The organism is Arthrobacter sp. 05T45 (genome assembly GCF_056395875.1).
The window spans coordinates 75068-99682 of record NZ_JBFTKI010000012.1 but is presented as its reverse complement, the minus strand read 5'-3'; the positions used below and the strand labels follow the sequence as shown (position 1 = coordinate 99682).

Genomic DNA, 24615 nt, shown 5'->3' with positions numbered 1-24615 from the left:
GACCGGTGGTCCTGATCGGACCGATGGCCGTGGGCAAATCGGCGATCGGACAGCAGCTCGCCGAGCACTTGGGGTGCGCCTTCATGGACACCGACGCCCTCGTGGTGGCCCAGCACGGGACGATCGCCGAGATCTTCGCCAGCCGTGGCGAGCACGCCTTCCGCGAAATGGAGGCCCGGGCCGTGGCCCAGGCCATCGAAGAGGCACGGGGCGGCACCGCCGTCATTTCGCTCGGCGGCGGGGCCGTCCTTGATTCCGGTACGCAGCAGCTCCTGGGCCGCTGTACCGTTGTTTACCTCGAATGCGACGCCGAGACTGTGGCGGAACGCATCGCCAGAAATTCGGGCCGGCCGCTCCTGGCCGGCGACGCCATGGGCCGGTGGCGGACCTTGTTCGCCACCCGGCAGCCGGTCTACGAACGGCTCGCCGACCTCGTCCTCGATGTCCGGCGCGGCAGCGTTCCGGAGCTGGCTCACCGGCTGGAAGATGCGCTGGGGGAGCGCGCCGCGGCTAAGGCCGCGGCGGTGCCCACTCCGGCGTCGACAAAGGAAGTTGAATAGTGAGTACCGAATCAACCGTCATCAAAGTCACCGGACAAACGCCGGGTGAGAACTACGACGTCGTAGTGGGCCGCGGCCTCCTGGCAAGCCTGCCGGGCCTGCTGGGTGAGCGCGTCAAGCGCGTCCTGGTCATCCACCCCCGTGCGCTGCGGTTGACCGGGGACACCGTCCGGGAAGAGCTGGCCGCCGCCGGGTTCACCGCGCTGACCGCAGAAATCCCCGACGCCGAAGAGGGCAAACACATCGAGGTCGCCTCGTTCTGCTGGCAGGTGCTGGGGCAGAACGACTTCACCCGCTCCGATGCCATCGTCGCCGTCGGCGGCGGCGCCGTCACCGACCTGGCCGGCTTTGTCGCCGCGACCTGGCTGCGCGGCGTGAAGGTCATCCACATGCCCACGAGCCTGCTGGGCATGGTGGACGCCTCAGTCGGCGGCAAGACCGGCATCAACACCGCCGAGGGCAAGAACCTGGTGGGCGCGTTCCACCCGCCGGCCGGTGTCCTCGCGGACCTCGACACGCTGGAGACGCTGCCGAAGAACGAGATCATCTCCGGCATGGCCGAGGTCATCAAGTGCGGCTTCATCGCCGACCCGGCCATCCTGGACCTGATCGAGAAGGACCCGTCCGCGGTTTCCGATCCGCGCTCGGACATCCTGCGCGAACTGATCGAACGCGCCATCAGCGTCAAAGCCCGGGTGGTGTCCGAGGACCTGAAGGAAACCGGCCAGCGCGAGATCCTGAACTACGGCCACACCCTGGGCCACGCAATCGAACTCGCCGAGCGCTACTCCTGGCGGCACGGCGCCGCCGTCTCCGTGGGCATGATGTTCGCCGCCGAGCTCGCCCGCAGCGTCGGCCGGCTCAGCGACGCCGACGCCGACAGGCACCGGAGCATCCTGGAAAGCCTCGGGCTTCCCATCACGTACCGCCGCGACCGCTGGCAGGCCCTCCTGGACGGCATGCGCCGGGACAAGAAATCCCGCGGTGACCTGCTGCGGTTCGTGGTGCTCGACGGCGTTGGCCGGCCCGGCATCCTCGATGTTCCGGACACGTCCCTGCTGTTTGCCGCCTACCAGGAGATTGCCTCCTGATGCACATGGTCAAGGGCGGCACGAGCGAGTGGCCGGACGCGGGATTTCCCGGGATCCGGATCAACCCGCAGTCCCTGATGCCCCAGATCGTCAATGACGAGATCATGGCCGAGGCCCTGGCGGCCTCGACAGACCCCGGGGACCTGATCCTGGTCCGGCTCGTAGAAGGGCACGCGGCCGAAGCCGCCGAGCTCCTCGCCGAGGCCCGCTACAAGGACCCCGGCTCGCTCCGGCTGCGGATCTTCGAGGCGGACGTGCTCCGGGTCTCGAACCGGTTCGACCGGGCGGTGGAGGTGTTCCGCCAACTCCTCGCCGAGACCCAGGGCACCCTGGAGGAGGCCGCCGTCCGCCAGCACCTCGGCCGGTCCTACTTCGCCGGCGGGAACATTGGCGCCGCCGTCGAATCCTTCGCCAAGGCGCTGGATCTGCGCGTCGCCGGGTCCGCCGACGCGGCCCTCATCTATGCCTCCACCGTTGCGTTGCAGCGCGCCAGGGACGTCCTGGAACAGCAGTCCTGAGCCTGCGTCAGGCAGCTGTCCGCCGGAACCGGTAGAATAGATCTTGGATTTTTGACAAATACGCGCTGGCGGCCCGCTTGGCATGCCGGCCCGGCATAGATCGTCCGGCCGATAGCACCGGCCTGATGGAACCAGAGAGAAACTAAGAGGATACAGTGGCAACCACTAACGACATCAAGAACGGAACCGTCCTTAAGCTCGAGGGCCAGCTTTGGAACATCATCGAGTTCCAGCACGTCAAGCCCGGCAAGGGTGGCGCGTTCGTGCGCACCAAGATGCGCAACGTGATGTCCGGCAAGGTCGTCGACAAGACCTTCAACGCCGGACTGAAGATTGAGACCGCCACGGTGGACCGCCGCGACTACCAGTACCTGTACCAGGACGGCGCCGACTTCGTCTTCATGGACACCTCCGACTTCGACCAGCTCACCGTCTCGGCCGCCACCGTCGGCGACGCCACCAACTTCATGCTCGAGAACCAGATGGTCAACATCGCCATCCACGAAGGCAACCCGCTCTACATCGAGCTGCCCCCGAGCGTCGTCCTCGAGATCACCTACACCGAGCCGGGCCTGCAGGGCGACCGCTCCTCGGCCGGCACCAAGCCCGCCACCCTCGAAACCGGGTACGAGATCCAGGTGCCGCTGTTCGTCGAGAACAACACCAAGGTCAAGGTCGACACCCGCGACGGCAGCTACCTCGGCCGGGTCAACGACTAGTGAGTGCGCGCGGTAAGGCCCGGAACCGGGCCCTCGATGTGCTCTTTGAGGCCGAGCAGCGCTCAGCCTCCGCGTTCGACGTGCTGAAGTCCCGCCGCGAGCAGACAGACCAGATCGTCAACCCCTACACCCTCGAAATCGTCGAAGGCGTGGTCTCGCACCAGGTAGCCATCGACGAATTCCTGGAGACCTATTCGCAGGGCTGGACCCTGGAGCGCATGCCCTCCGTGGACCGCATCATCCTGCGGATCGGCACGTGGGAACTGCTCTACAACGACGACGTCCCGGACGGCGTTGCGGTCAGCGAGGCCGTGGCCTTGGCCAAGACGCTCTCCACGGACGAGTCGCCGTCGTTCATCAACGGCCTGCTGGGCCGGCTGCAGCAGCTCAAGCCCTCGCTGCTGGCGTAAGCTCTCAGCGCCCCGAAGAACCCCGGCCAGGACATCCTGGCCGGGGTTCTTTCTTTTCCCCGGTTGCCCACGCTGGGCTGGCCCCACTGGGTTCCAACGGTCCCTAACCGACGACGGCGGCCCGGAGCGCGGCGATCCCGGCGAGCTGGTGCTGCTCATCGCGCTGGTGTGCCGGCACGTCCCGGCCGCTGAGAATCCGCTGCCGGGTGAGGGCGAGCTGGGTGGCGGCATCGAGCAGCGCCTTCATCTGCACGCCCCGCCCCGTGGACCTGGCCCAGCGAAGCGCGGAACGGCGGCCGGCGGCTGTGGCCAGCATGTCGACCTCGGCCGCGGTAAACCATCCCGCGGCCGCGTATTCCGTCAGCCGCTGACGGGTGAGCCTGCGCTCAGCCACCCGCAGCAGCACGATCACCAGCACCGCCAGCAGGAAGATCGGCACCTGCACCATCACGTACCGGCCCAGGAAGTCCCGGCCCATGCTGTTCCAGGCGCTGTGCAACAGCATCGCGGGGACGAGGCCGGCGAAGAACGCCAGCACGGACAGCCCGGTGTTCCCGCGGCCGGCGGCGAAGCCCATCACCAGACCGGTCGTACCCGTGATAATGGCGTGGGCGAAGGGTGAGAGGACCCCGCGGAGAAAGAAAACCACCGCGAGGTCCGTGCCGGGATCGCTGGATTCGGCGATGGCGCGGCCGAAGTAGAGGATGTTCTCGGTAAACGCGAAGCCCGCCGCGATCGTGAAGGCGAACACCACACCGTCGACCGGTCCGTTGAAGTGTTTCGGGGCAAAGAGCACGAGCAACAGCAGCCCCAGGGACTTGGCGAATTCCTCCACCACCGGCGCCTGGACCGTCACGGCGAACGTCCTATAGTCCAGTCCCGAGGCGGGCCCGGCCACCAGTGAGAAATAGGGCTGGATCAGCATCGTCACCGCGATCGAGACGACGGCTCCCCAGGCAAATGCGAAAAGCAGCAGGGGTTTCGGCTCAGGTTCCCAGCGGTCGATGAAGCGCACAGTCAGCAATACGGTCCCCAGGGGAACCAGCGAGGCCACGAAACCAATGGCAAAGCCGGTGATTCCGGTCCTTTCCAGCAGGAAGGGCACCACCAGGAAGAGGCAGAGGACCGCCAGGAATCCGCCGGCCATCACCAGGCCGAATACGCCGGAACCGCGGCCGTTCTTCCAGCCCGGGCTGCCTCCCGCCGGCCCGGCGGGAGGCAGTGCCGGCTGCAGCTGGCCGCCGTCGTTGGCAGGGGCCAGCTGGTAGTTCGCGGGCTGGACACGCCCCAGCCACGTCGGGTTGGCCTGCCGGGGCAGCGGCCCCTGGCGGGGGCCGCCAGGGTGCTCATGCCCCGGCCGCGGTCCGTTCATCGTCATGGAACCGAGCCTATGTCCGTGTGAGGTTAAACGCATTCCGGCGGCGACGGGGCAGCGGTGCCGTTGTGGTAATTTGAAAGAGCAAATAATCCTTTTTTAATTCCGTCCCGTGAGGCGGGGAAAGGGGAGACGAGCTTTGACTTCCGTGCCTTCAGCACCGGGTCCGGCGCAGGTGGTGCTCACCCGGGTTGTCCTCAACCAGGCTGACATTGACCGCGCGCTCACTCGTATCGCCCATGAAATTCTTGAGGCCAACAAGGGCTCCCAGGACCTCGTCCTGCTGGGCATCCCGCGCCGGGGCTATCCCCTCGCCGTCCGCCTCGCCGCCAAGATCGCCGCCGCGGATCCCACCGTGGACGCCGCGGCCATTGTCGGCCAACTCGACGTCACGATGTTCCGCGACGACCTCTCGCACCAGCCCACCAGGCCGCCCTACCCCACCCAGCTGCCGCGCACGGGCATCGACAACAAAGTTGTGGTGCTGATCGACGACGTCCTCTATTCCGGGCGCACCATCCGGGCAGCACTGGACGCCATCATCGACCTCGGCCGGCCGCGGATTGTCCGCCTCGCCGTGCTGATCGACCGCGGCCATCGGGAACTGCCCATCCGCGCCGACCATGTCGGCAAGAACCTGCCTACCTCCTCATCGGAGAAGGTCCGGGTCCGGCTCGAGGAAACCGATTCTGCCGGAGGCGGGGCAGCAGACGGCGCCCCCGACGGCGTCCCCGTCAATGAAGTGGTCATCGAGGCCACCGCATGAGGCACCTGCTCTCCACCGAAGACCTGAGCCTGCACAACGCCATCCGCATCCTGGACACCGCCGAGGAAATGGCTGCGGTGGGGGAGCGCGAGGTCAAAAAGCTCCCCGCCCTGCGGGGGCGCACCGTGGTCAACCTCTTCTTCGAGGACTCCACCCGCACCCGGATCTCCTTCGAAGCCGCCGCCAAGCGGCTCTCCGCCGACGTCATCAACTTCGCCGCGAAGGGCTCGTCCGTCTCCAAGGGCGAGTCGCTGAAGGACACCGCCCAGACGCTCGCCGCGATGGGCGCCGACGCCGTCGTCATCCGGCACTGGGCCTCCGGCGCCCCGCACCGGCTCGCCGCGACCGACTGGATCGACGCCGCCGTCATCAACGCCGGCGACGGCACCCACGAACACCCCACCCAGGCGTTGCTGGACGCGTTCACGATGCGCCGGCACTGGTCGAAGCTGGCCGGCACGCCCTCGGCCGGCGCCGACCTCAAAGGCATGCGCGTCGCCATCGCCGGTGACGTCCTGCACTCGCGCGTTGCCCGCTCCAACGTCTGGCTGCTGCGCACCCTCGGCGCCGAGGTCACCCTCGTCGCGCCGCCCACGCTGCTCCCCATCGGCGTCGAAAAATGGCCGTGCGCCGTCAGCTTCGACCTCGACGAGACCCTCGCGCAAGGCGTGGACGCCATGATGATGCTCCGCGTCCAGGGCGAACGGATGAATGCCTCCTTCTTCCCCACCACCCGCGAATACTCGCGGCGCTGGGGCTTCGACGACAACCGGCTCCGTGCCCTCGACAGCCTGGGGCTCAAGGACACCATCATCATGCACCCCGGTCCCATGAACCGCGGGCTGGAAATCTCCGCGGCCGCGGCCGACTCGCCCCGCTCCACCGTGCTGGCGCAGGTGCGCAACGGCGTCTCAGTCCGGATGGCGGCACTGTACCTGCTCCTGTCCGGGGAGAACCGCGAGCCGGCCGCCGCACCAGTTTCTGCCATAGCTTCTGCCTCTGCGGCCGCGTCCGCGGCGCACGCCGCCATTCCGAACCTCACTTATTCCCACCAGGAGAGCCACTGATGGCCGATCAGCACCAGAACGCAGACAACAGCGGCGCCTACCTCATCCGGGGGGCCTCGATCCTGGGCGGAGCAGCCGAGGACCTCCTGATCCGGGACGGCGTGATCGCCGCCCGCGGCCGCCAGCTCGACGCCGACGGCGCCGGGGTGCGGGACGCAACAGTAATCGACGCCGCGGGCCTCGTCGCGCTCCCGGGCATGGTGGACATCCACACCCACCTGCGCGAACCCGGCCGCGAAGACGCCGAAACCGTCGAAACCGGCACCCGCGCCGCCGCCCTGGGCGGCTACACGGCCGTGCACGCCATGGCCAACAGCACCCCGGTGGCGGACACAGCCGGCGTCGTGGAGCAAGTCCTCACCCTTGGCCGGACCGCCGGATGGGTGGACGTCCGGCCGGTGGGAGCAGTCACCGTGGGCCTCGCGGGGGAGCAGCTCGCCGAGCTCGGCGCCATGGCCGACTCCCGCGCCCACGTCCGCGTGTTCTCCGACGACGGCATCTGCGTCCACGATCCGGTGCTGATGCGCCGTGCGCTCGAATACGTCAAGGCGTTCGACGGCGTCGTGGCCCAGCACGCGCAGGAACCCCGACTCACCGCCGGCGCCCAGATGAACGAGGGCGAGGTCTCGGCCGTCCTCGGCCTGGCCGGCTGGCCGGCCGTCGCCGAAGAGAGCATCATCGCCCGGGACGTGCTGCTGGCCCAGCATGTCGGGTCCCGCCTGCACGTCTGCCACGTCTCCACGGCCGGGTCCGTGGAGATCATCCGCTGGGCCAAGTCCCGCGGCGTCAACGTCACGGCCGAGGTCACCCCGCACCATCTCTGGCTCACGGATGAGCTCGCCCGCAGCTACGACCCCGTCTACAAGGTCAACCCGCCGCTGCGCACTGACGCCGATGTCCAGGCCCTCCGGGCCGCCCTGGCCGACGGCACGATCGACGTCGTCGGCACCGACCACGCCCCGCACCCGAGCGAACACAAGGAATGCGAGTGGGCGCAGGCGGCCATGGGCATGACCGGGCTGGAAACCGCGCTCTCCGTGGTCCAGCACACCATGATCGAAACAGGCCTGATGGGCTGGGAGGATTTTGCCCGCGTGACCTCCACGGCGCCGGCCGCCATCGGCCGGGTCCAGGACCAGGGCCGCCCGCTCGAGGCCGGGGAGCCTGCCAACGTCATACTCGTGGACCCGGCTGCGCGCTGGACCGTGGACCCTTCTAAGATGGCAACCATGGGCCGTAACTCTCCGTTTGCCGGCCGGGAACTGCCGGGAAAGGTAGTGGCGACGTTCTTCAAGGGCCACCCGACCGTTCTCGACGGAAAACTCAACACCCCGTACCGGTGGCCGGCCGAAGCGCTCGACGCAGGACCGGCGGGCCGCCGCCCGTGAGTGTCAAGGACCTCTCCCTGCTCTTCACGCTCGTCCTGATTGGCGTCGCGCTTGCCCTCATCGCCGTCGGCTGGCGTAACCGCCTGCGCCGCCAGTCCGACGTCGAGCCCCTCCCCGAGGTTCCCGCCGAACTCGGCGCCCCGCTGGCCGCCGCCGACGGCCAGTACGTCGCCTCCACCACCGCCGGCGACTGGCTGGACCGGATCGCCGTGCACAATCTGGGCATCCGCACCAACGCCAAGCTCTCCGTGCACCCCGAAGGCGTGCTGTTCGAGCGCGCGGGCGCCGGCCCGGTGTTCATCCCGACCGGATGCCTGACCGGTGTGCGGCAGGAAAGCGGCATGGCCGGAAAGTTCGTGGAAAAGGACGGCCTGCTGGTGCTCAGCTGGATGCTCGGTTCCCACGAACTCGACACCGGCTACAGGACGCGCCGCGCCGAGGACAAGGCCGTGCTCCTCACCACCCTCCAAGATTTGATCTCCGCAGCCCCTCAGGCAGAAGCCGATAGTGGAAAGTAACGACGTGACGGAATCCAACGAAGTGACAGAAACAGCAGTGTCAGAGAAAACAGTGACAGAAGAATCAGTGCCAGCTAACCCCACTGCACCCGCTGCAGCATCCACCCCCGCGGTCCTCGTGCTCGAGGACGGCCGGATTTTCCGCGGCACCAGCTACGGCGCCACTGGAACGGCCCTCGGCGAGGCAGTCTTCGCGACCGGCATGACCGGCTACCAGGAGACCATCACCGACCCCTCCTACGCCCGCCAGCTCGTGGTCCAGACCGCGCCGCACATTGGCAACACCGGCGTCAACACCGACGACGCCGAGTCCCGCCGCATCTGGGTGGCCGGCTACATCGTCCGAGACGCCGCGCGCCGGCCCTCCAACTGGCGTTCCGAACGCCCCCTCGACGACGAGCTCGTCGAGCAGGGGATCGTCGGCATCCAGGGCGTCGACACCCGCGCCATCACCCGCCACCTGCGCGAACACAAGACCATGCGCGCCGGCATCTTCTCCGGTGACGCCGCCCGCGCCACGGACAAGGAACTCGTCGACGCTGTCCTGGCCAGCGCGCCGATGGAAGGCTCACGGCTCGCCGAGGAAGTCAGCGTGGACGCCGCCTACACGGTGGAGCCCAAGGACTTCGGCTGGGACGGCGAGCCGCGGTTCAGCATTGCCGCCATCGATTTGGGCATCAAGCGCATGACCCCCGTACGGTTCGCCGAGCGCGGGGTCCGGGTGCACGTGCTGCCCGCCACGGCAACCCTCGCCGACGTCCAGGCCGTCAACCCGGACGGCTTCTTCATGTCCAACGGCCCCGGCGACCCCGCCACCGCGGACAACCAGGTGGCGCTGCTGCGCTCCGTGCTCGATGAGAAGATCCCGTACTTCGGCATCTGCTTCGGCAACCAGATCCTCGGCCGGGCTCTCGGGTTCGGCACCTACAAGCTCCGCTACGGCCACCGCGGCCTGAACCAGCCCGTGATGGACCGCCGCACCGGCAAGGTCGAAATCACTTCGCAGAACCACGGCTTCGCCGTCGACGCCCCGCTCAACGGCGCCACCCAGGCCCCCGAGGAGCGCTTCGGCCGGGTCGAGGTCAGCCACGTGAGCCTCAACGACGACGTCGTCGAAGGGCTGTCCTGCCTCGACATTCCGGCCTTCTCCGTGCAGTACCACCCCGAAGCGGCCGCCGGCCCGCACGACGCCGCCTACCTCTTCGACCGCTTCATCGAGCTGATGGCGGACGCTTCTTCAAAGACAGAGACCGGCACAAAGACTGCCACCGATTCCAAGACTGGGGACACGAAGTAATGCCCAAGAGAACTGACCTCAAGAGCGTCATGGTCATCGGGTCCGGCCCGATCGTGATCGGCCAGGCGGCCGAATTCGATTACTCCGGCACCCAGGCGCTGCGCGTCCTCAAGGAGGAAGGCCTGCGGGTCATCCTCGTCAACTCCAACCCGGCCACCATCATGACGGACCCCGAGTTCGCTGACGCGACCTACATCGAACCGATCACCCCCGAAGTGGTGGAGAAAATCATCGCCAAGGAGCGCCCCGACGCGCTCCTGCCGACCCTCGGCGGCCAGACGGCCCTCAACACGGCCATCGCGCTGGACAAGAACGGCGTCCTGGAGAAGTACAACGTCGAGCTGATCGGCGCCAATATCGCCGCGATTGAGCTGGGCGAGGACCGCGAGAAGTTCAAGGGCGTCGTCGAGCGCTGCGGCGCCGAGTCGGCCCGCAGCCACATCATCCACACCATGGACGAGGCACTCGCCGCGGCCGGTGACCTCGGTTACCCGATGGTCGTCCGGCCCTCCTTCACCATGGGCGGCCTGGGCTCCGGGCTGGCCTACGACGAGGGGGACCTGCGCCGGATTGTCGGCCAGGGCCTGCAGTACAGCCCCACGTCCGAGGTGCTGCTCGAAGAGAGCATCCTCGGCTGGAAGGAGTACGAGCTCGAGATGATGCGGGACAAGAACGACAACGTCGTGGTGGTCTGCTCCATCGAGAACTTCGACCCGGTCGGCGTGCACACCGGCGACTCGATCACCGTCGCCCCGGCGCTGACCCTGACGGACCGCGAATACCAGCGGCTGCGCGACATCTCCATCGCGGTCATCCGCGAGGTCGGCGTCGACACCGGCGGCTGCAACATCCAGTTCGCCGTCGAGCCGGACACCGGCCGCGTCGTCGTGATCGAAATGAACCCCCGCGTCTCCCGTTCCTCCGCCCTCGCGTCCAAGGCCACCGGCTTCGCGATCGCCAAGATTGCCACCAAGCTGTCCCTCGGCTACACCCTGGACGAGATCCCGAACGACATCACCCAGAAGACCCCGGCGTCCTTCGAACCGACCCTGGACTACGTGGTGGTGAAGGTCCCGCGCTTCGCGTTCGAGAAGTTCCCGGCGGCGGACCCCACCCTGACCACCACCATGAAGTCGGTGGGCGAGGCCATGGCCATGGGCCGGAACTTCACCGAGGCGCTGCAGAAGGCCTTGCGCTCCCTGGAGCAGAAGGGCTCCCAGCTGGACTTCAGCCACGTCCCGGAATGGGAAGTCGCGGAGCTGATCGAGAAGGCCAAGCGTCCCACCACCGAGCGCCTGCACCAGGTGCAGCGCGCCATGCTCGGCGGCGCCACCGTGGAACAGCTCTTCGAGGCGACCAAGATCGACCCCTGGTACCTGGACCAGCTCCAGCTGCTGAACGAGATCTCGCTCGAAATCCGCCAGGCCGCGGCGCTGACACCGGAGATGCTGACCCGCGCCAAGCGCCACGGCTTCTCCGACGAACAGATCGGTGCGCTGACCCACAACTCCGAGGACGTAGTCCGCGGGGTCCGGCAGGCCCTGGGCATCCGTCCCGTCTACAAGACCGTGGACACCTGCGCGGCCGAGTTCGCCGCCTACACCCCGTACCACTACTCCTCCTATGACGAGGAGGACGAGGTTGCGCTGCACGCCAAGCCGTCCATCATCATCCTCGGGTCCGGCCCCAACCGGATCGGCCAGGGCATCGAGTTCGACTACTCCTGCGTGCACGCCTCGATGGCGCTGCGCAAGGCCGGCTACGAGACCGTGATGGTCAACTGCAACCCGGAAACCGTCTCCACCGACTACGACGTCTCCACCCGTCTCTACTTCGAGCCGCTCACCCTGGAGGACGTCCTCGAGGTCATCGCGGCCGAGGAGCGCACCGGCGGGGTCATGGGCGTCTTCGTCCAGCTCGGTGGCCAGACCCCGCTCAAGCTCGCCCAGCAGCTCGCCGACGCCGGCGTGCCGATCCTCGGCACCTCGCCGGAGGCCATCGACCTGGCCGAACACCGCGGCGCCTTCTCCCGCGTCCTCGACAAGGCCGGGCTCGTCTCGCCGAAGAACGGCACCGCCGTGTCCTTCGAGGACGCCAAGAAGATCGCCGACGAGATCGGCTACCCGGTCCTGGTCCGGCCCTCCTACGTCCTCGGCGGACGCGGCATGGAGATCGTCTACGACGAGCCCAACCTCTCCCGCTACATCGCCAACGCCACCGAGATCACCCCCGACCACCCGGTGCTGATCGACCGCTTCCTCGAGGACGCCGTCGAGATTGACGTCGATGCCCTCTACGACGGCACGGAGATGTACCTCGGCGGCATCATGGAACACATCGAGGAGGCCGGCATCCACTCCGGCGACTCGGCCTGCGTCCTGCCGCCCATCACCCTGGGCGGCAACGTGCTGGAACGGGTGCGGACCGCCACCTTGGCGATCGCCGAGGGCGTGGGCGTCCGCGGCCTGATCAACATCCAGTTCGCCCTGGCCTCCGACGTGCTCTACGTCCTCGAAGCCAATCCGCGCGCGTCCCGCACCGTCCCGTTCGTCTCCAAGGCCACGGGTGTCCAGATGGCGAAAGCCGCTGCCCTGATCGGCACCGGCGTCACCATTAACCAGCTCCGCAGCGCCTACAAGATGCTGCCGGAGAGCGGCGACGGCTCCACCCTGCCGCTGGACGCGCCGGTCTCGGTCAAGGAAGCCGTGCTGCCGTTCAGCCGCTTCCGCACCCCGGAGGGCAAGGTGGTCGACTCCCTGCTCGGCCCGGAAATGCGCTCCACGGGCGAGGTCATGGGCATCGACAAGCACTTCGACACGGCCTTCGCCAAGAGCCAGGCGGCCGCGAACAACGCCCTGCCCACCGAGGGCAAGATCTTCGTCTCGGTGGCCAACCGGGACAAGCGCTCGGTCATCATGGGCGTCAAGCGGCTCTCGGACCTCGGCTTCGAGATCGTCTCCACCGGCGGCACAGCCGACGTGCTCCGCCGCAACGGGATCCAGGCCACCCCGGTCCGGAAGGTCGCCGAAGGCTCCAGCGCTGAAGGCGAAGGCACCATCGCCGACCTCATCATCGCCGGCGAGATCGACATGGTATTCAACACACCCTCCGGCGGCGAGGCCCGCAGCGACGGCTACGAACTCCGTGCCGCCGCGACCTCGATCGGGATCCCGTGCATCACCACCGTGGCCGAGTTCAACGCGGCCGTCCAGGCCATCGAGGCGCTGCGCACCTACGAATGGTCGGTCACGAGCCTGCAGGAACACGCCGCGAACCTGAAGGCGCTCCAGGATGCCTGAGGCATCTACCGCCCCGGCGGCCGGCCGGGAGACCTTCGGCTCCCGGCTGGGGCGGGCCATGGCGGACCGCGGCCCGCTGTGCGTCGGCATCGACCCGCACCCGGCGCTGCTGCAGCGCTGGGGGCTCACTGACGACGCCGCCGGGCTGGAACGCTTCTCGCTGACCGTGCTGGAGGCCGTGGGCTCCCTCGCCGCCGCGGTGAAACCGCAGGTGGCCCTGTACGAGCGTCACGGATCGGCTGGAATCGCCGTGCTCGAACGCACCCTGGCCGCGGCGGCGGAAGCGTCCGTGCTGACCATCGCGGACGCCAAACGCGGCGACATCGGCTCAACCATGGCCGCCTACGCGGATGCCTGGCTGCGGGACGGCTCGGCCCTGGCCGCGGATTCGGTGACGTTGAGCCCGTACCTGGGCTTTGAGTCGCTCCGGCCCGCCCTGGACCTGGCGGCCGGGACCGGCCGCGGGGTGTTCGTCCTCGCGCTGACCTCGAACCCGGAGGGCGCCTCGGTCCAGCACGTCGGCGGGGCCGATTCCGTCGCGCGGCGGATCACGGAAGCGGCCGCGGTGGAGAACCAGCGCTATGACGGTTCGCTCGGTTCCGTGGGCCTGGTGGTCGGTGCCACGGTGGGCTCGGCCCTCGCCGCACTTGATATCGATCTGGCGGCGGTCCGTGGGCCCATCCTGGCCCCCGGGCTGGGCGCTCAGGGCGCCACGGCCGCGGACCTGCGCCGCACGTTCGGTGCGGCCTATCCCCAGGTTCTGGGCACGTCGAGCCGGGAGATTCTCGGCGCCGGACCGCAGCTGCAGTCCCTCCGGGATGCCGCGCGGCGCACCCTCGACGGACTCCTCGCGGCTTAGCTGCAGCCGCCTCGCCGGCCCGGGACCGGAGCTGCCGGACCCGGGCCGGGGGCTGTCCCGTGCGGGATTGTGCTTTTCCCGTTCCCGAACTGGCCGGCGCGCAGATTTCCATTGATTTCTGCCGCCGCCTGACGGTAGGTTCGGGGCAAGGGCATGAGTGCCCCGTCCCGCCATGCAGGGAGGCCTTCCGTGAGTTTGAGACCACTCACTCCTCAGGAGCGTTCCGACGCCCTTCGCAAGGCCGCTGCCGCAAGGGCCACCAGGGCCGAGGCAAAGGAGCGACTCAAGACGGGCGAGCTGACCATCGCCAATGTCATCAGTGCCGCCGAATCCGACGACGCCATTGCCCGCATGAGAATCGTGGAGCTGCTCGAGGCCCTGCCCGGGATCGGCCGGGTCCGGGCGGCGGCCATCATGGACCAGCTCGGCATCGCACAATCCCGACGGGTCCGCGGCCTGGGAATCCACCAGCGCCGGGCGCTGGTAGATTTTATTGACGACAAGTAGCCCGGTCCGCCGAGCTGCCCACCACCGCCCAAAGGAATATGTGAGCAAGAAACCGGGACTGACAGTCCTCGCCGGCCCGACGGCTGTTGGCAAAGGCACCGTGTCCACCTACATCCGGGACAACTACCCCGGCGTCTGGCTCTCCGTGTCGGCCACCACGCGCCCGCCGAGGCCGGGGGAGCAGGACGGGATCCACTACTTCTTCAAATCGGCCGAGGAATTCGATTCCCTGGTCGAAAACGGCGAATTGCTCGAGTGGGCCGTCGTCCACGGCCGGAACCGCTACGGCACGCTGCGCAGCACGGTTGACGCCGCCATTGCCGAGGGCCGTTCGGTGCTGCTGGAGATCGATCTGCAGGGCGCCCGGCAGGTCAAGCAGGCCGTCCCGGATGCCCAGTTTGTGTTCCTGGCGCCCCCGAGCTGGGACGAAATGGTCCGCCGGCTGGTCGGCCGCGGCACGGAAAGCGCCGAAGAACAGCAGCAGAGGCTGGAAACCGCTAAACTAGAACTTGCCGCTGAACCGGAGTTCGACCACACCGTCATCAATGATGACGTTCGTCGGGCAGCGGACGAGCTTGTTTCACTCATGGGGCTGACCCCGAACCCGCGCTAGGCGCCGGGACGTACCGGCCCGTTAGAATTTGGAGAATTCGTGTCCACGAACCTTGAAGGCATCATCAACCCGCCGATCGACGAGCTGCTGAAGGCCGCCGACTCGAAGTACGGACTGGTGATTTTTGGTGCCAAGCGCGCACGCCAGATCAACGCGTACTATGCCCAGCTGCATGAGGGCCTGTTTGAGTACGTTGGCCCGCTGGTCGACACCAAGCTGAACGAGAAGTCCCTGTCGATCGCCCTGCGCGAGATCAACGAAGGCAAGCTCGTCTCCACGCCGATCGAAACCGCAGAGTAATTCCCCCCGCGGGAAGAACCAAGTAAACAGACTGCCTGCTGACGGAGATCACGTGCGCATAGTCCTCGGAGTCGGGGGAGGGATTGCCGCCTACAAGGTGGCATCGCTCCTCCGGCTTTTTACTGAAGCCGGGCATGACGTCACGGTCATCCCCACCGAGGCGGCCACCCGCTTCGTCGGCGTCGCCACGTGGGAGGCCCTGTCCGGGCACCCGGTGAGCAACAGCGTGTTCGACGCCGTCCACACGGTCAACCATGTCCGGCTCGGCCACGAGGCCGAACTGATCGTCGTGGCCCCGGCCACGGCCGATCTCCTGGCCCGCGCGGCCACCGGCCAGGCCGATGACCTCCTCACCAACACCCTGCTGATGGCCGGCGACTGCCCGGTGCTCATGGCCCCGGCCATGCACACCGAAATGTGGCAACACCCCGCCACCGAGGCCAACGTCGAAATCCTGCGCAGCCGCGGCGTCACCGTGCTGGAACCCGCGAGCGGGCGGCTGACCGGCGCCGACTCCGGTCCCGGCCGCCTGCCCGAGCCGGAGGCGATCTTCACCGCCGCCATGGCCCTCGCCGGCGCCGAAGCGGCCGCCGCCAACGCTTCCGCAACTTCCGCGGCGATGCCGGCCGTTGACCCGGACGTGGCCACTGCCCTGGCCGCCGTGCCTGCAGCGGCGCAGTCGGCGGTTACGCCGTTGGCCGGACTGACGGTGACCATCAGTGCCGGCGGCACCCGGGAACCGCTGGACCCCGTGCGGTTCCTCGGCAACCGCTCCTCCGGCAAGCAGGGCGTGGCCCTGGCCGCCGCGGCCCGCGACGCCGGAGCCCGCGTCCGGTTGCTGGCCGCCCACATGGAGGTCCCGGCGCCCGCCGGCGTCGAAATCGTCCAGGTCGAAACGGCCCTGGAACTGCGGGAGGCGGCGCTGCACGCGGCCGCCGACTCCGACGTCGTCATCATGGCCGCCGCGGTCGCGGACTTCCGGCCGGCGGACGTCGCCGGGACCAAGATCAAGAAGCGCGACGACGTCGCCGATCCCGTGATCAACCTGGTGCGCAACCCCGACATCCTGCGCGAACTCGTCGAGGTCCGCGACGCCGCGTCCCGGAATCAGCTGATCGTCGGCTTCGCCGCCGAGACGGGCGATGCCGGCGGCGATGTCCTGGACTATGCCCGGGCCAAGCTGCACCGGAAAGCCTGCGACCTGCTGGTCGTCAACCAGGTGGGCCGGGACTTGGTCTTTGGCGAGGACACGAACACAGTAGTCATCCTTTCCCGTGACGGCTCCGAACCCCAAGAGGCGTCGGGTTCCAAATCCGACGTCGCGGCTGCCGTGATCGACCGGATCAGCGCCGAGCTGAGCCGGGCTGTACCGCCGGCGTAGCCCGGCGTAACCAACATCTCCTTAGCACGGGGACACACGCCGCCGGACGTCCGTTATCCAACCAGTAAGGTAGTTGAGTGACTTTACCGCTGCACATCCCCGCCTTCCACGGGTCCACGCCCGCCGCGCTCCGGCTCTTCACGTCCGAGTCGGTGACGGAGGGCCACCCCGACAAGATCTGTGACCAGATCAGCGATGCGATCCTCGACGCACTGCTCGACAAAGACCCCGAGTCCCGGGTAGCCGTGGAGACGCTGGCCACCACCGGGCTGGTCCACGTCGCGGGCGAGGTCACCACCGATGCCTATGTCGAGATTCCGCAGATTGTCCGGGAGACCATCCTGGGCATCGGGTACGATTCTTCGGCCAACGGCTTCGACGGCGCCCGGTGCGGCGTCTCGGTATCCATCGGCCAGCAGTCCAACGACATCGCCGGCGGCGTGTTCAACTCCCTCGAAGCGCGTGAGGGCCGCCAGGAGGACGACTACGACCTCCAGGGAGCCGGCGACCAGGGACTCATGTTCGGCTACGCCAGCGACGAAACGCCGTCCTACATGCCCGTGCCGATCTGGCTCGCGCACCGGCTCTCCGAGCGCCTGACCGAGGTCCGCAAGAACGGCGAACTCGCCTACCTGCGCCCGGACGGCAAGACCCAGGTCACCGTGGGCTACGACGGCGACCGCCCGGTCTCAGTCGAAACTGTCGTCATCTCCAGCCAGCACGCCGAAGGCACCAGCCTGGACCAGCTCCGTGCCGACCTCGCCGAGCACGTGGTGGGGCCGGTCATGGCACTGTCCAACCTGGACACCTCACGGACCCGCAACATCCTCAACCCCGCAGGCGCCTTTGTGATTGGCGGCCCGGTAGGCGACGCCGGCCTCACCGGCCGCAAGATCATCGTCGACACCTACGGCGGCATGGCCCGCCACGGCGGCGGCGCGTTCTCCGGCAAGGACCCGTCGAAGGTGGACCGTTCGGCCGCCTACGCCATGCGCTGGGTCGCCAAGAACGTGGTGGCCGCCGGCCTCGCCAAGCGCGCTGAAATCCAGATCGCCTACGCGATCGGCCAGGCCCGCCCGGTGGGAACCTACGTTGAGACATTCGGAACCGAAACCGTGGACCCGGCCCGCATCAGCGCCGCGATCGCCGAGATCTTCGACCTGCGCCCGCGGGCCATCATCGACGCCCTCGACCTCAAGCGCCCGATCTACGCCAAGACCGCCGCCCACGGACACTTCGGCCGCGAAGACCCGGACTTCACCTGGGAACGCCTGGACCGGGTGGACGAGCTGAAAGCGTTCTTCAACGCCTAACGCCCGGCCAAACCGTCCAAAGCCGCCGCGACGGTGTGTTTTGACAGTGAGTTTGTCAGTCCTGCGTGATGTGCTGTAGCCAGGCCGCCCTCCGGTGGCCTGGCTACAGTGCATTTGGGAATACAGTGCATTTCGGAAGACAGCGCATTTCGGAAACAGTGCATGTGTCGAACGATCCTCAGGGGAGGTGCGAGCCGTGAGTCCCATTCCTGCCGGCGGCGCGCCCGGTGAACCCCAGCAGCTGTCCCTGCTCCAGGGTTTTCCAGCCTCCGCCGCGGAAGCGTCCGGGCCGGCCCTTGCGGCCCACCTGCCAGTGGCGCGGGTGCTCATCGAGTCCTCGCTGCCCCACCTGGACAGGCCTTTCGACTACAGCGTCCCCGCCGCCCTCGACGCCGACGCCATGCCCGGAGTCCGGGTCAAGGTCAAATTCAACGGGCAGGAACTGGCCGGATACCTGCTGGAGCGCACCGCCGGATCCGACGCCGGCCACCCCCTGGTGCCGCTGCACAAGGTGCTCTCCGCCGTCCCGGTCCTGACCCCCGCAGTGGCCGAGCTCGCCGGCCGGATCGCCTCGCGCTACGCCGGAACTGTCAGCGATGTCCTGCGCGTGGCCGTGCCGCCGCGCATGGCCAAGCTGGAAAAGGAATTCGCCCCGGACGGCCGGCTCGATCCCGCGCTGTTCGGCACTGAGACGTTCGGTCTGGCGACCGACGTGTCGCTTCCGTCGCCGGCCGCCGGCAGCATCTGGACCCGGTACCGCAACGGTGCGGCATTCCTCGCCCACCTCGCCGCGGGGGAGTCGCCCCGGGCCGTGCTGACCGCCCTGCAGGGGTACGGGCCCGCCGGCTGGCCGCGGATGATCGCCGAAGCCGTGGCCGCGGTGCGGATCTCCGGCCGCGGCGCCGTCGTCGTGGTGCCCGACTACCGGGACCTTGACCGCGTGGAATCTGCCCTGCTGGAACTGCTTCCCGCCGGCGACGTCGCCCGGCTCACCGCGGACGACGGCCAGACGCCGCGCTACCGCAGCTTCCTGCGCGTGCTCAGCGGCGCCGCCGGGGTCGCCGTGGGCACGCGGTCCGCGGCCTACGCGCCGGTGCCGAACCTCGGGCTCGTCATCTGCTGGGACGACGGCGACGACCTCCACATCGAGCAGCGCTCCCCGTACGCGCACACCCGCGAAGTCCTCCTGCTCCGGGCGGCCCAGGAGGGGGCCGCGTGCCTGCTCGCGGCCCATTCGCGCAGCACCGAAGCGGAGCGGCTGGTCGCCTCGGGCTGGGCCCAGGCCGTGGAAGCGGACCGTGCCGTCGTGCGGCGGACAGTCCCGCGGGTCCTGAACACAGCCGACAGCTATGAACTCGAGCATGACCCGCTCGCCCGGATCGCCCGGCTCCCCGGCGCGGCCTGGCGGGCCGCCAAGGAAGGCCTGGAACGGGGTCCGGTCCTGGTCCAGGTTGCCCGCGCCGGCTACGCCCCCTCGCTGGTGTGCGACACCTGCCGGGAACCGGCCCGCTGCACTGCCTGCAGCGGCCCGCTGGCGATCGCCGGCCCGGCCGGGAGCAGCGCCGTGCCGCAATGCCGCTGGTGCTCGGCCCCGGCCCCGGCCTGGCGCTGCGGCACGTGCAACGGCGCCAGGCTAAGGCGCGGCGCCACGGGAGCCCTCCGCACCGCGGAGGAGCTGGGCCGGGCGTTTCCGGGAAAACCGGTCATCACCTCCTCCGGTGGCCAGATCAAGGCCACCGTTGCGGAGACCGCGGCCCTGGTGGTGGCCACTGTCGGCGCCGAACCGGTGGCCTCCGGCGGGTACGCCGCGGCCCTGCTGCTCGACGGCGATTCGCTGCTGCGCCGGGAAAACCTGAGGGCGGGGGAGGACGCGGTCCGCCGCTGGTTCAACGCCGCGGCCCTGGTGCGGCCCGCTTCGGAGGGCGGCCTGGTGGTCATCACGGCCGACGACGCCGCCGGGGTTGGCGCCCTGCTGCGCTGGGATCCCGCCGGGTACGCCAGCCGGGAACTGGCACTGCGGCAGGAGCTGCAGCTGCCGCCCGCCGTGCGGGTCGCTTCCGTCACCGGCGGCAGGACCGCCGTCGGCCATTTCACGGATGCCATTCAGCAGCGGCTGGCGGCGCAGGGAACCGTCCTCCGGACGGCCGGGCCCGCGCCGGTCATTCTGCCGGCGGCCGCGGGGGCAGGCCGCACGCCGCCGCAGGATGCTGCGACGCGGGATACTGTGCCCCGGGATGCTGTGCCCCGGAATGCTGTGCCCCGGGACTCCGGCCAGGAGGTCCGGACCCTGCTGTTCATCCCCTACGCCCAGGCCGCGGCTGCCACGGCCGTCATGCGGGCCGTCAAGGCGGCGGCCGCAGCCAAGCGCAGCGACGACCCGGTGCAACTGCGCCTGGACGGCGTCGACGTCCTGTAGGACCCTCCATTGCGTCTCCGCGGCTCACATGGCCCCACCGGCACGGCGGTCCCTCTATTCAAAGGGCGCGCATGCCGCAACAGGCCCGCAGGCCGGCGGCCATTCGCCGCAGATGGCCGGAATGAGGCTCCGTATTGCGGCCCTCCGCGGCAAATGGGTGGTCGGGGACCGTGGCGCCGGCGTCATCCCGGCCTCGCTTTGGGTGCGGCGCGGAGCGGATCTCCGCGCCGGCCACTTACAGCCGTTCCGGCTATCTCCGGTCGCGGGGCCGGTTCCGGAGCGCGACGGCCTCTTCGGCGACGGCCACGAGCCGCCGCGCCGACTCATCCCAGCTGAAGTCTGCGGCCCGCTCCACTGAACGGCGGGACCGGGCCTTCCACAGGGCGGGGTCCTCGAGCGTGCGCACCGCCTCGGCAAACTCCGCCGGGGAGTCCGGATGCACGTAGCTGACGGCATCGTCACCGACCTCCCGGAAGATCGGGATGTCGCTGGCAATCACCGGCGTGCCGTGGGACATGGCCTCGACGAGCGGCAGTCCGTAGCCCTCGGCCCGGGACAGGCTGACCAGGGCGGTGGTGCGTGCCAGGAGGGCCTCATACTCGGCGTCGGTCACCCCGTTGTGGAAGACGATGCTTGCGCCCTCCGGAGCCAGGGCCTCGAGCTCGGCCCGCCGCTCGGGCGTGATGCGGCTGAGCAGATGCAGGGTCATGTCCGGGAGTTCCGCCATGCCGCGGACCATGGTCTCCACGTTCTTATAGGGCATGAAGGAACCCATGTAGAGCAGCGTTTTGTCGGCCCCCGCCCCGGGATCGCGCGGGGTGTGGCCGTGCTGGGGGGCGTTGCCGACAATCCTGACAGGACGCCGGGTGAGCCGGTACTTCGCCATCAGGGCCGCCGTGGTGGAGCTGATCGTCGCCACGATGTCCGCCCGGTTCAGCAGGAGCCGCTGGGGCCAGAACGCTTTGTGGTACAGGCGCCACAGGACCCTGACGGGGGCCGGCAGGAATCCGGGAGGGGTGGGGTGCTCGTAGTAGATGAGGTCGTGCAGGGTCAGCACCAGGGCGTACTTCCGGCCCCAGCTGCCCATGGTCTGCATGGGGCATACCACCACGTCGGCGCCCAGCTTGTTGACCTTGGCCGCCACGAAGAGTTCGGCCGGGGACAGCGGGCTGTTGATCAGGGTGTAGGGAACATCGGGCAGGAGCGCGAGCTGGCGGGTGTCGCTGATCAGCATCGAGACGTCGGCGATCCTGGCGGCCGCCGCGATCAGGCTGGCGCCGTAGCGGCTGATGCCGTCGTGGTGGTCCAGCCGGGTGAAGCGGGCATCAATGAGAATTTTCACGCGGCGTGGTCCTTTAGGAAGCGTCTGATGTAGCGGGCAGCGGGCTCGGGGGTTTCGTAGTGGATCAGGTGCCCGACGCCGGGAATGACCTCCAGCCTCCCGTCCGGGAGCCGCGCCGCGAGTTTGTGCTGGTCCGCCAGCATGGCGATCTCGTCCTTCTCGCCCGCGATCAGCAGCACCGGCAGCGTCAGGTCGCCGGCCACCTCGGTGACGTTGCTGCCCACCGAGGCCTTGAAGGCCTGGAGCAGGCTGTCCCGGTCTGCGAAGGAGGAAAAATAGGCGCTGTGCTGGGCGTGCACGAACCGGCGGATGTCCTTGTCCCCGGTCTTGGCCATGGTCACGCTCATCACCCGCACGATCGCCTGGCTGCGCAGCAGGGCCAGCCCGAGCCGCTGGGGAAGGCGTGCGGCGGCCTCGTAGTAGAGCACCGCGAGCTTCGTCATCAGGCCCTTGGGCCCTTCGAGGGCGGGCGCCGCGATGGGATTGACCAGGATCAGTTCGGCCACGGCACCGGGGTTGGCCGCCACGAAATGGCTGGCGATGATCGAACCGAACGAATGCCCCAGCAGGACCGTGTCCGCGCCCAGTCCCAGAGCAGCCATGAAACCGCCCAGGAACTGGCTGTAGCCGGCAACGCTGTGCCCGGTTCCCGCGAAGGCGGCCGAGCTGCCGAAGCCCGGCAGATCCGGCATGATCAGGCGCATGTCCGTCAGCTGGTCGGCTACCCGGAGCAGGCCGTGGTGGTCGCCGCGGAACCCGTGCACCACCAGGATGGTGCGCGTTTCGGGGGTGACCTCGGCGGGTTCGTAGACCCAGTACGCGATCCGGGCACCGTCAACCTCAACGGACGCGGCCCGGGTGCGGGCGTCGAGTCCGCCGCTGAAGAGGGGCGTGCGTGAGGACCCGGTATCCACTTGTTCCATTGGTTCGAATCCTATGCGACGTTGTCGGGGTGGGAGCCGGTCCGGAAGCCGCGTTCGAGGCCGCCGACCTCCGTCATATCCAGCGGGGAGAGCTCAAAGTCGAAGACCTCGAAGTTTTCACGGATCCGCCCGGACGAGCTGGCCTTGGGGATGGCGATATTGCCCAGCTGCAGGTGCCAGCGCAGGATGATCTGTGCCGGCGTGCGGTCGTGTTCGGCCGCCAGGGCCAGGATCACGGGGTCCTTCAGGACCTGGCCGCGGCCCAAAGGACTCCACGCCTCGGTGCGGATACCCAGCAGCTCGTGCTTTTCCCGCAGTTCATCCTGCTGCAGCCAGGGATGAAGTTCGATCTGGTTCACGGCGGGCACCACCTCCGCCGTTTCCAGGAGCCGGTCCAGGTGCTGCGGCTGGAAGTTGGAGACGCCGATTGCGCGGACCTTGCCCTCGCGGTACAGCGTCTCCAGGGCCCGGTACGTTTCCGGGAACAGGCCACGGCGCGCGCACGGCCAATGGATCAGGTAGAGGTCGATGTATTCCAGGCCGAGGTCGGAGATCGAGGTGTCGAACGCACGCATGGTGGCGTCGTAGCCGTGGTCGTCATTCCAGACCTTGGTGGTGATGAAGAGGTCCTCGCGGGAAACGTAGGGTGCGGTTTCCCCCGGCCCGCCGCCGGTGCCCTCAAATCCGGACAGGGCACCGATTCCCTTGCCGACGCCCGTCTCGTTGCCGTACATGGCGGCGGTGTCGAAGTGCCGGTAGCCGGTCTCGACCGCCATGGTCACCAGGCTGGCGGCGTCGGCCGGGGGGACCTTGTACAGCCCGAACCCCAGCCGGTCGATCAGTACGCCGTTGTTCAGGGTCAGCCGGGGGGAGAGTCTCATGACAAAGACTTTACCCACTGGCGCTGGCGAGTGCCGGACCGTCGTTGCCGCCGGCCGCGCCGGTCACGGTGCCCGCAACCGCTCAGCCCAGTCCGTCGAACCGGACGAGCCTGCGGGCGCTGGCCTCGTCCAGGATCAGGTCGGTGGCCAGTCCTGCCGCCAGCGCGCCCCTGAGCCCGTTGATTTTGGAAGCACCGGACACCACGCAGATGCGGCGCCGGACCTGGCGGAGCTGGGCCAGGTCCGGGCCGGTGGAGCGCGCGTTGAGCGTGATGCCGTCCGAGGACCCGTCGGCGCGGAAGAACACCGTGGCAACATCGCCCACCACATCGGAGTTCGCCAGGACGTTCAAGTCGTCTTCATCGAGGTAGCCGCCGGCGTAAACGTGGCTGGGGTAGTCGGCGTCGACCGATCCGACACCAAAGATCGCGATGCTCATCCGGGCCTGCAGCTCCAGGATCCGCTGAACACTCCGCTCATTCCACATGGCCCTTTTGGTCGCGGCGTGGTCGAAGAAGGCCGGCACGGGAAACTGTTCCACCCGTGCTCCGTAGGCGCTGCCGAACCGCCTCATGATGTCCGAGGCATAGGTGATGCCGGTGGTCTGCATGTTCCCGGCGCCGTTGAGCTGGACGATCACGCTGTCGTGGGTGATCTTGCGCGTCAGGTGCCGGCTCACGGCGCTCAGGGTGGAGCCCCATGCGACGCCGATGATGGCGTTGGAGTCCACCAGCGGTCCGATCGTCCGGGCGGCCTGCATGGCCACACGGTCCAGTGTTTCCGCCTCATTGAGGGTGTCCACCACCGGAACGACATGGACATCCACCTTGTATTCGGCGCGGATCATGCCCTCGAGTTCGGGCCCGGTGTCCAGCGGGCTGCGGATCTGGATCTGCACGAGACCCGAATCGCGCGCCGCGGACAACAGCCGGGAAACCGTGGACCGGGACGTCCGGAGCTCGCGGGCGATGGCGTCCATGGTCAGGTCCTGCAGGTAATACAGCTGGGCCGCGCGGAGGGCGTCGGACTGGCGTGATTGCATCATGACATTTCCCATCTGCACGTTTGTGCA

At 68.5% G+C, this 24615-nt stretch carries 23 protein-coding genes; 18 read left to right on the top strand and 5 right to left on the bottom strand.

Annotated elements, in window-relative coordinates; genetic code table 11:
• Positions 1–5: 5 nt before the first annotated feature.
• The 5 genes from AC1DGD_RS13250 (at position 6) to nusB (ending at position 3298) form a co-directional block, all read left to right on the top strand.
• Positions 6–560 carry a shikimate kinase gene (locus tag AC1DGD_RS13250; protein WP_476857081.1) on the top strand — a complete coding sequence of 185 codons (555 nt, stop codon included), beginning with the start codon at positions 6–8 and terminating at the stop codon, positions 558–560.
• The gene (aroB, locus tag AC1DGD_RS13245; RefSeq protein ID WP_079554549.1) at positions 560–1651 is read left to right on the top strand and encodes a 3-dehydroquinate synthase; all 1092 of its coding nucleotides are present in this window, start codon (positions 560–562) and stop codon (positions 1649–1651) included. The genes AC1DGD_RS13250 and aroB overlap by 1 nt, the downstream gene beginning before the upstream one ends.
• Positions 1651–2169 carry a tetratricopeptide repeat protein gene (locus AC1DGD_RS13240; RefSeq protein WP_476857080.1) on the top strand — a complete coding sequence of 173 codons (519 nt, stop codon included), beginning with the start codon at positions 1651–1653 and terminating at the stop codon, positions 2167–2169. The genes aroB and AC1DGD_RS13240 overlap by 1 nt, the downstream gene beginning before the upstream one ends.
• A 155-nt stretch (positions 2170–2324) precedes the next feature.
• Positions 2325–2888 carry an elongation factor P gene (gene efp / locus AC1DGD_RS13235; protein WP_018773146.1) on the top strand — a complete coding sequence of 188 codons (564 nt, stop codon included), beginning with the start codon at positions 2325–2327 and terminating at the stop codon, positions 2886–2888.
• A complete protein-coding gene (gene nusB / locus AC1DGD_RS13230) occupies positions 2888–3298 on the top strand; it encodes a transcription antitermination factor NusB (protein WP_018773145.1) in 411 nt (136 codons plus the stop codon). Before efp ends, nusB begins: the two co-directional genes overlap by 1 nt.
• A gap of 103 nt (positions 3299–3401) precedes the next feature.
• Here the strand turns inward: nusB and AC1DGD_RS13225 are convergent, their stop codons facing one another.
• The gene (locus tag AC1DGD_RS13225) at positions 3402–4676 is read right to left on the bottom strand and encodes a PrsW family intramembrane metalloprotease (protein ID WP_476857079.1); all 1275 of its coding nucleotides are present in this window, start codon (positions 4674–4676) and stop codon (positions 3402–3404) included.
• A 136-nt stretch (positions 4677–4812) separates the two neighbouring features.
• Here AC1DGD_RS13225 and pyrR point away from each other — a divergent pair, with 136 nt between their 5' ends.
• The 13 genes from pyrR to AC1DGD_RS13160 all read left to right on the top strand — a co-directional run bounded on the left by pyrR (position 4813) and on the right by AC1DGD_RS13160 (position 20397).
• Positions 4813–5439, top strand: a complete 627-nt coding sequence (gene pyrR / locus AC1DGD_RS13220) for a bifunctional pyr operon transcriptional regulator/uracil phosphoribosyltransferase PyrR (protein WP_476857078.1) — start codon at positions 4813–4815, stop codon at positions 5437–5439.
• Positions 5436–6506 (top strand): aspartate carbamoyltransferase catalytic subunit, encoded by a 1071-nt coding sequence (locus tag AC1DGD_RS13215; protein WP_476849298.1) that lies wholly within the window; start codon positions 5436–5438, stop codon positions 6504–6506. Before pyrR ends, AC1DGD_RS13215 begins: the two co-directional genes overlap by 4 nt.
• Positions 6506–7894: a dihydroorotase gene (locus tag AC1DGD_RS13210; RefSeq protein WP_476857077.1), complete on the top strand. Its 1389-nt coding sequence runs from the start codon at positions 6506–6508 to the stop codon at positions 7892–7894. Before AC1DGD_RS13215 ends, AC1DGD_RS13210 begins: the two co-directional genes overlap by 1 nt.
• Entirely contained in the window at positions 7891–8412 is a 522-nt protein-coding gene (locus tag AC1DGD_RS13205; protein WP_476857076.1) for a PH-like domain-containing protein, read from the top strand. Before AC1DGD_RS13210 ends, AC1DGD_RS13205 begins: the two co-directional genes overlap by 4 nt.
• 37 nt (positions 8413–8449) lie before the next feature.
• A complete protein-coding gene (carA, locus tag AC1DGD_RS13200) occupies positions 8450–9709 on the top strand; it encodes a glutamine-hydrolyzing carbamoyl-phosphate synthase small subunit (RefSeq protein WP_476857075.1) in 1260 nt (419 codons plus the stop codon).
• A complete protein-coding gene (gene carB / locus AC1DGD_RS13195) occupies positions 9709–13008 on the top strand; it encodes a carbamoyl-phosphate synthase large subunit (RefSeq protein WP_459384934.1) in 3300 nt (1099 codons plus the stop codon). The genes carA and carB overlap by 1 nt, the downstream gene beginning before the upstream one ends.
• On the top strand, positions 13001–13867 hold the full coding sequence (pyrF, locus tag AC1DGD_RS13190) for an orotidine-5'-phosphate decarboxylase (RefSeq protein WP_476849295.1): 867 nt from the start codon (positions 13001–13003) through the stop codon (positions 13865–13867). The genes carB and pyrF overlap by 8 nt, the downstream gene beginning before the upstream one ends.
• A gap of 189 nt (positions 13868–14056) precedes the next feature.
• Positions 14057–14374 carry an integration host factor, actinobacterial type gene (mihF, locus tag AC1DGD_RS13185; RefSeq protein WP_223916673.1) on the top strand — a complete coding sequence of 106 codons (318 nt, stop codon included), beginning with the start codon at positions 14057–14059 and terminating at the stop codon, positions 14372–14374.
• 40 nt (positions 14375–14414) lie between these two features.
• Positions 14415–14987 (top strand): guanylate kinase, encoded by a 573-nt coding sequence (gene gmk, locus AC1DGD_RS13180; protein WP_028276459.1) that lies wholly within the window; start codon positions 14415–14417, stop codon positions 14985–14987.
• A gap of 39 nt (positions 14988–15026) precedes the next feature.
• Positions 15027–15287, top strand: coding sequence for a DNA-directed RNA polymerase subunit omega (gene rpoZ / locus AC1DGD_RS13175; protein WP_018773134.1), 261 nt, complete (start codon positions 15027–15029; stop codon positions 15285–15287).
• A gap of 52 nt (positions 15288–15339) precedes the next feature.
• Complete coding sequence (locus tag AC1DGD_RS13170; RefSeq protein WP_476857074.1) at positions 15340–16668, top strand: bifunctional phosphopantothenoylcysteine decarboxylase/phosphopantothenate synthase; 1329 nt, start codon at positions 15340–15342, stop codon at positions 16666–16668.
• 77 nt (positions 16669–16745) lie between these two features.
• Entirely contained in the window at positions 16746–17981 is a 1236-nt protein-coding gene (gene metK / locus AC1DGD_RS13165) for a methionine adenosyltransferase (RefSeq protein ID WP_028276457.1), read from the top strand.
• A gap of 196 nt (positions 17982–18177) precedes the next feature.
• Entirely contained in the window at positions 18178–20397 is a 2220-nt protein-coding gene (locus AC1DGD_RS13160; RefSeq protein WP_476857073.1) for a primosomal protein N', read from the top strand.
• 250 nt (positions 20398–20647) lie between these two features.
• Here the strand turns inward: AC1DGD_RS13160 and AC1DGD_RS13155 are convergent, their stop codons facing one another.
• From AC1DGD_RS13155 to AC1DGD_RS13140, 4 genes are all read right to left on the bottom strand, one after another.
• The gene (locus tag AC1DGD_RS13155; RefSeq protein WP_476857072.1) at positions 20648–21739 is read right to left on the bottom strand and encodes a glycosyltransferase family 4 protein; all 1092 of its coding nucleotides are present in this window, start codon (positions 21737–21739) and stop codon (positions 20648–20650) included.
• The gene (locus AC1DGD_RS13150; RefSeq protein WP_476857071.1) at positions 21736–22662 is read right to left on the bottom strand and encodes an alpha/beta fold hydrolase; all 927 of its coding nucleotides are present in this window, start codon (positions 22660–22662) and stop codon (positions 21736–21738) included. Before AC1DGD_RS13150 ends, AC1DGD_RS13155 begins: the two co-directional genes overlap by 4 nt.
• An 11-nt stretch (positions 22663–22673) precedes the next feature.
• Positions 22674–23543: an aldo/keto reductase gene (locus tag AC1DGD_RS13145; protein WP_476857070.1), complete on the bottom strand. Its 870-nt coding sequence runs from the start codon at positions 23541–23543 to the stop codon at positions 22674–22676.
• An 82-nt stretch (positions 23544–23625) separates the two neighbouring features.
• Positions 23626–24588, bottom strand: a complete 963-nt coding sequence (locus AC1DGD_RS13140; protein WP_476849289.1) for a sugar-binding transcriptional regulator — start codon at positions 24586–24588, stop codon at positions 23626–23628.
• Positions 24589–24615: the final 27 nt, after the last annotated feature.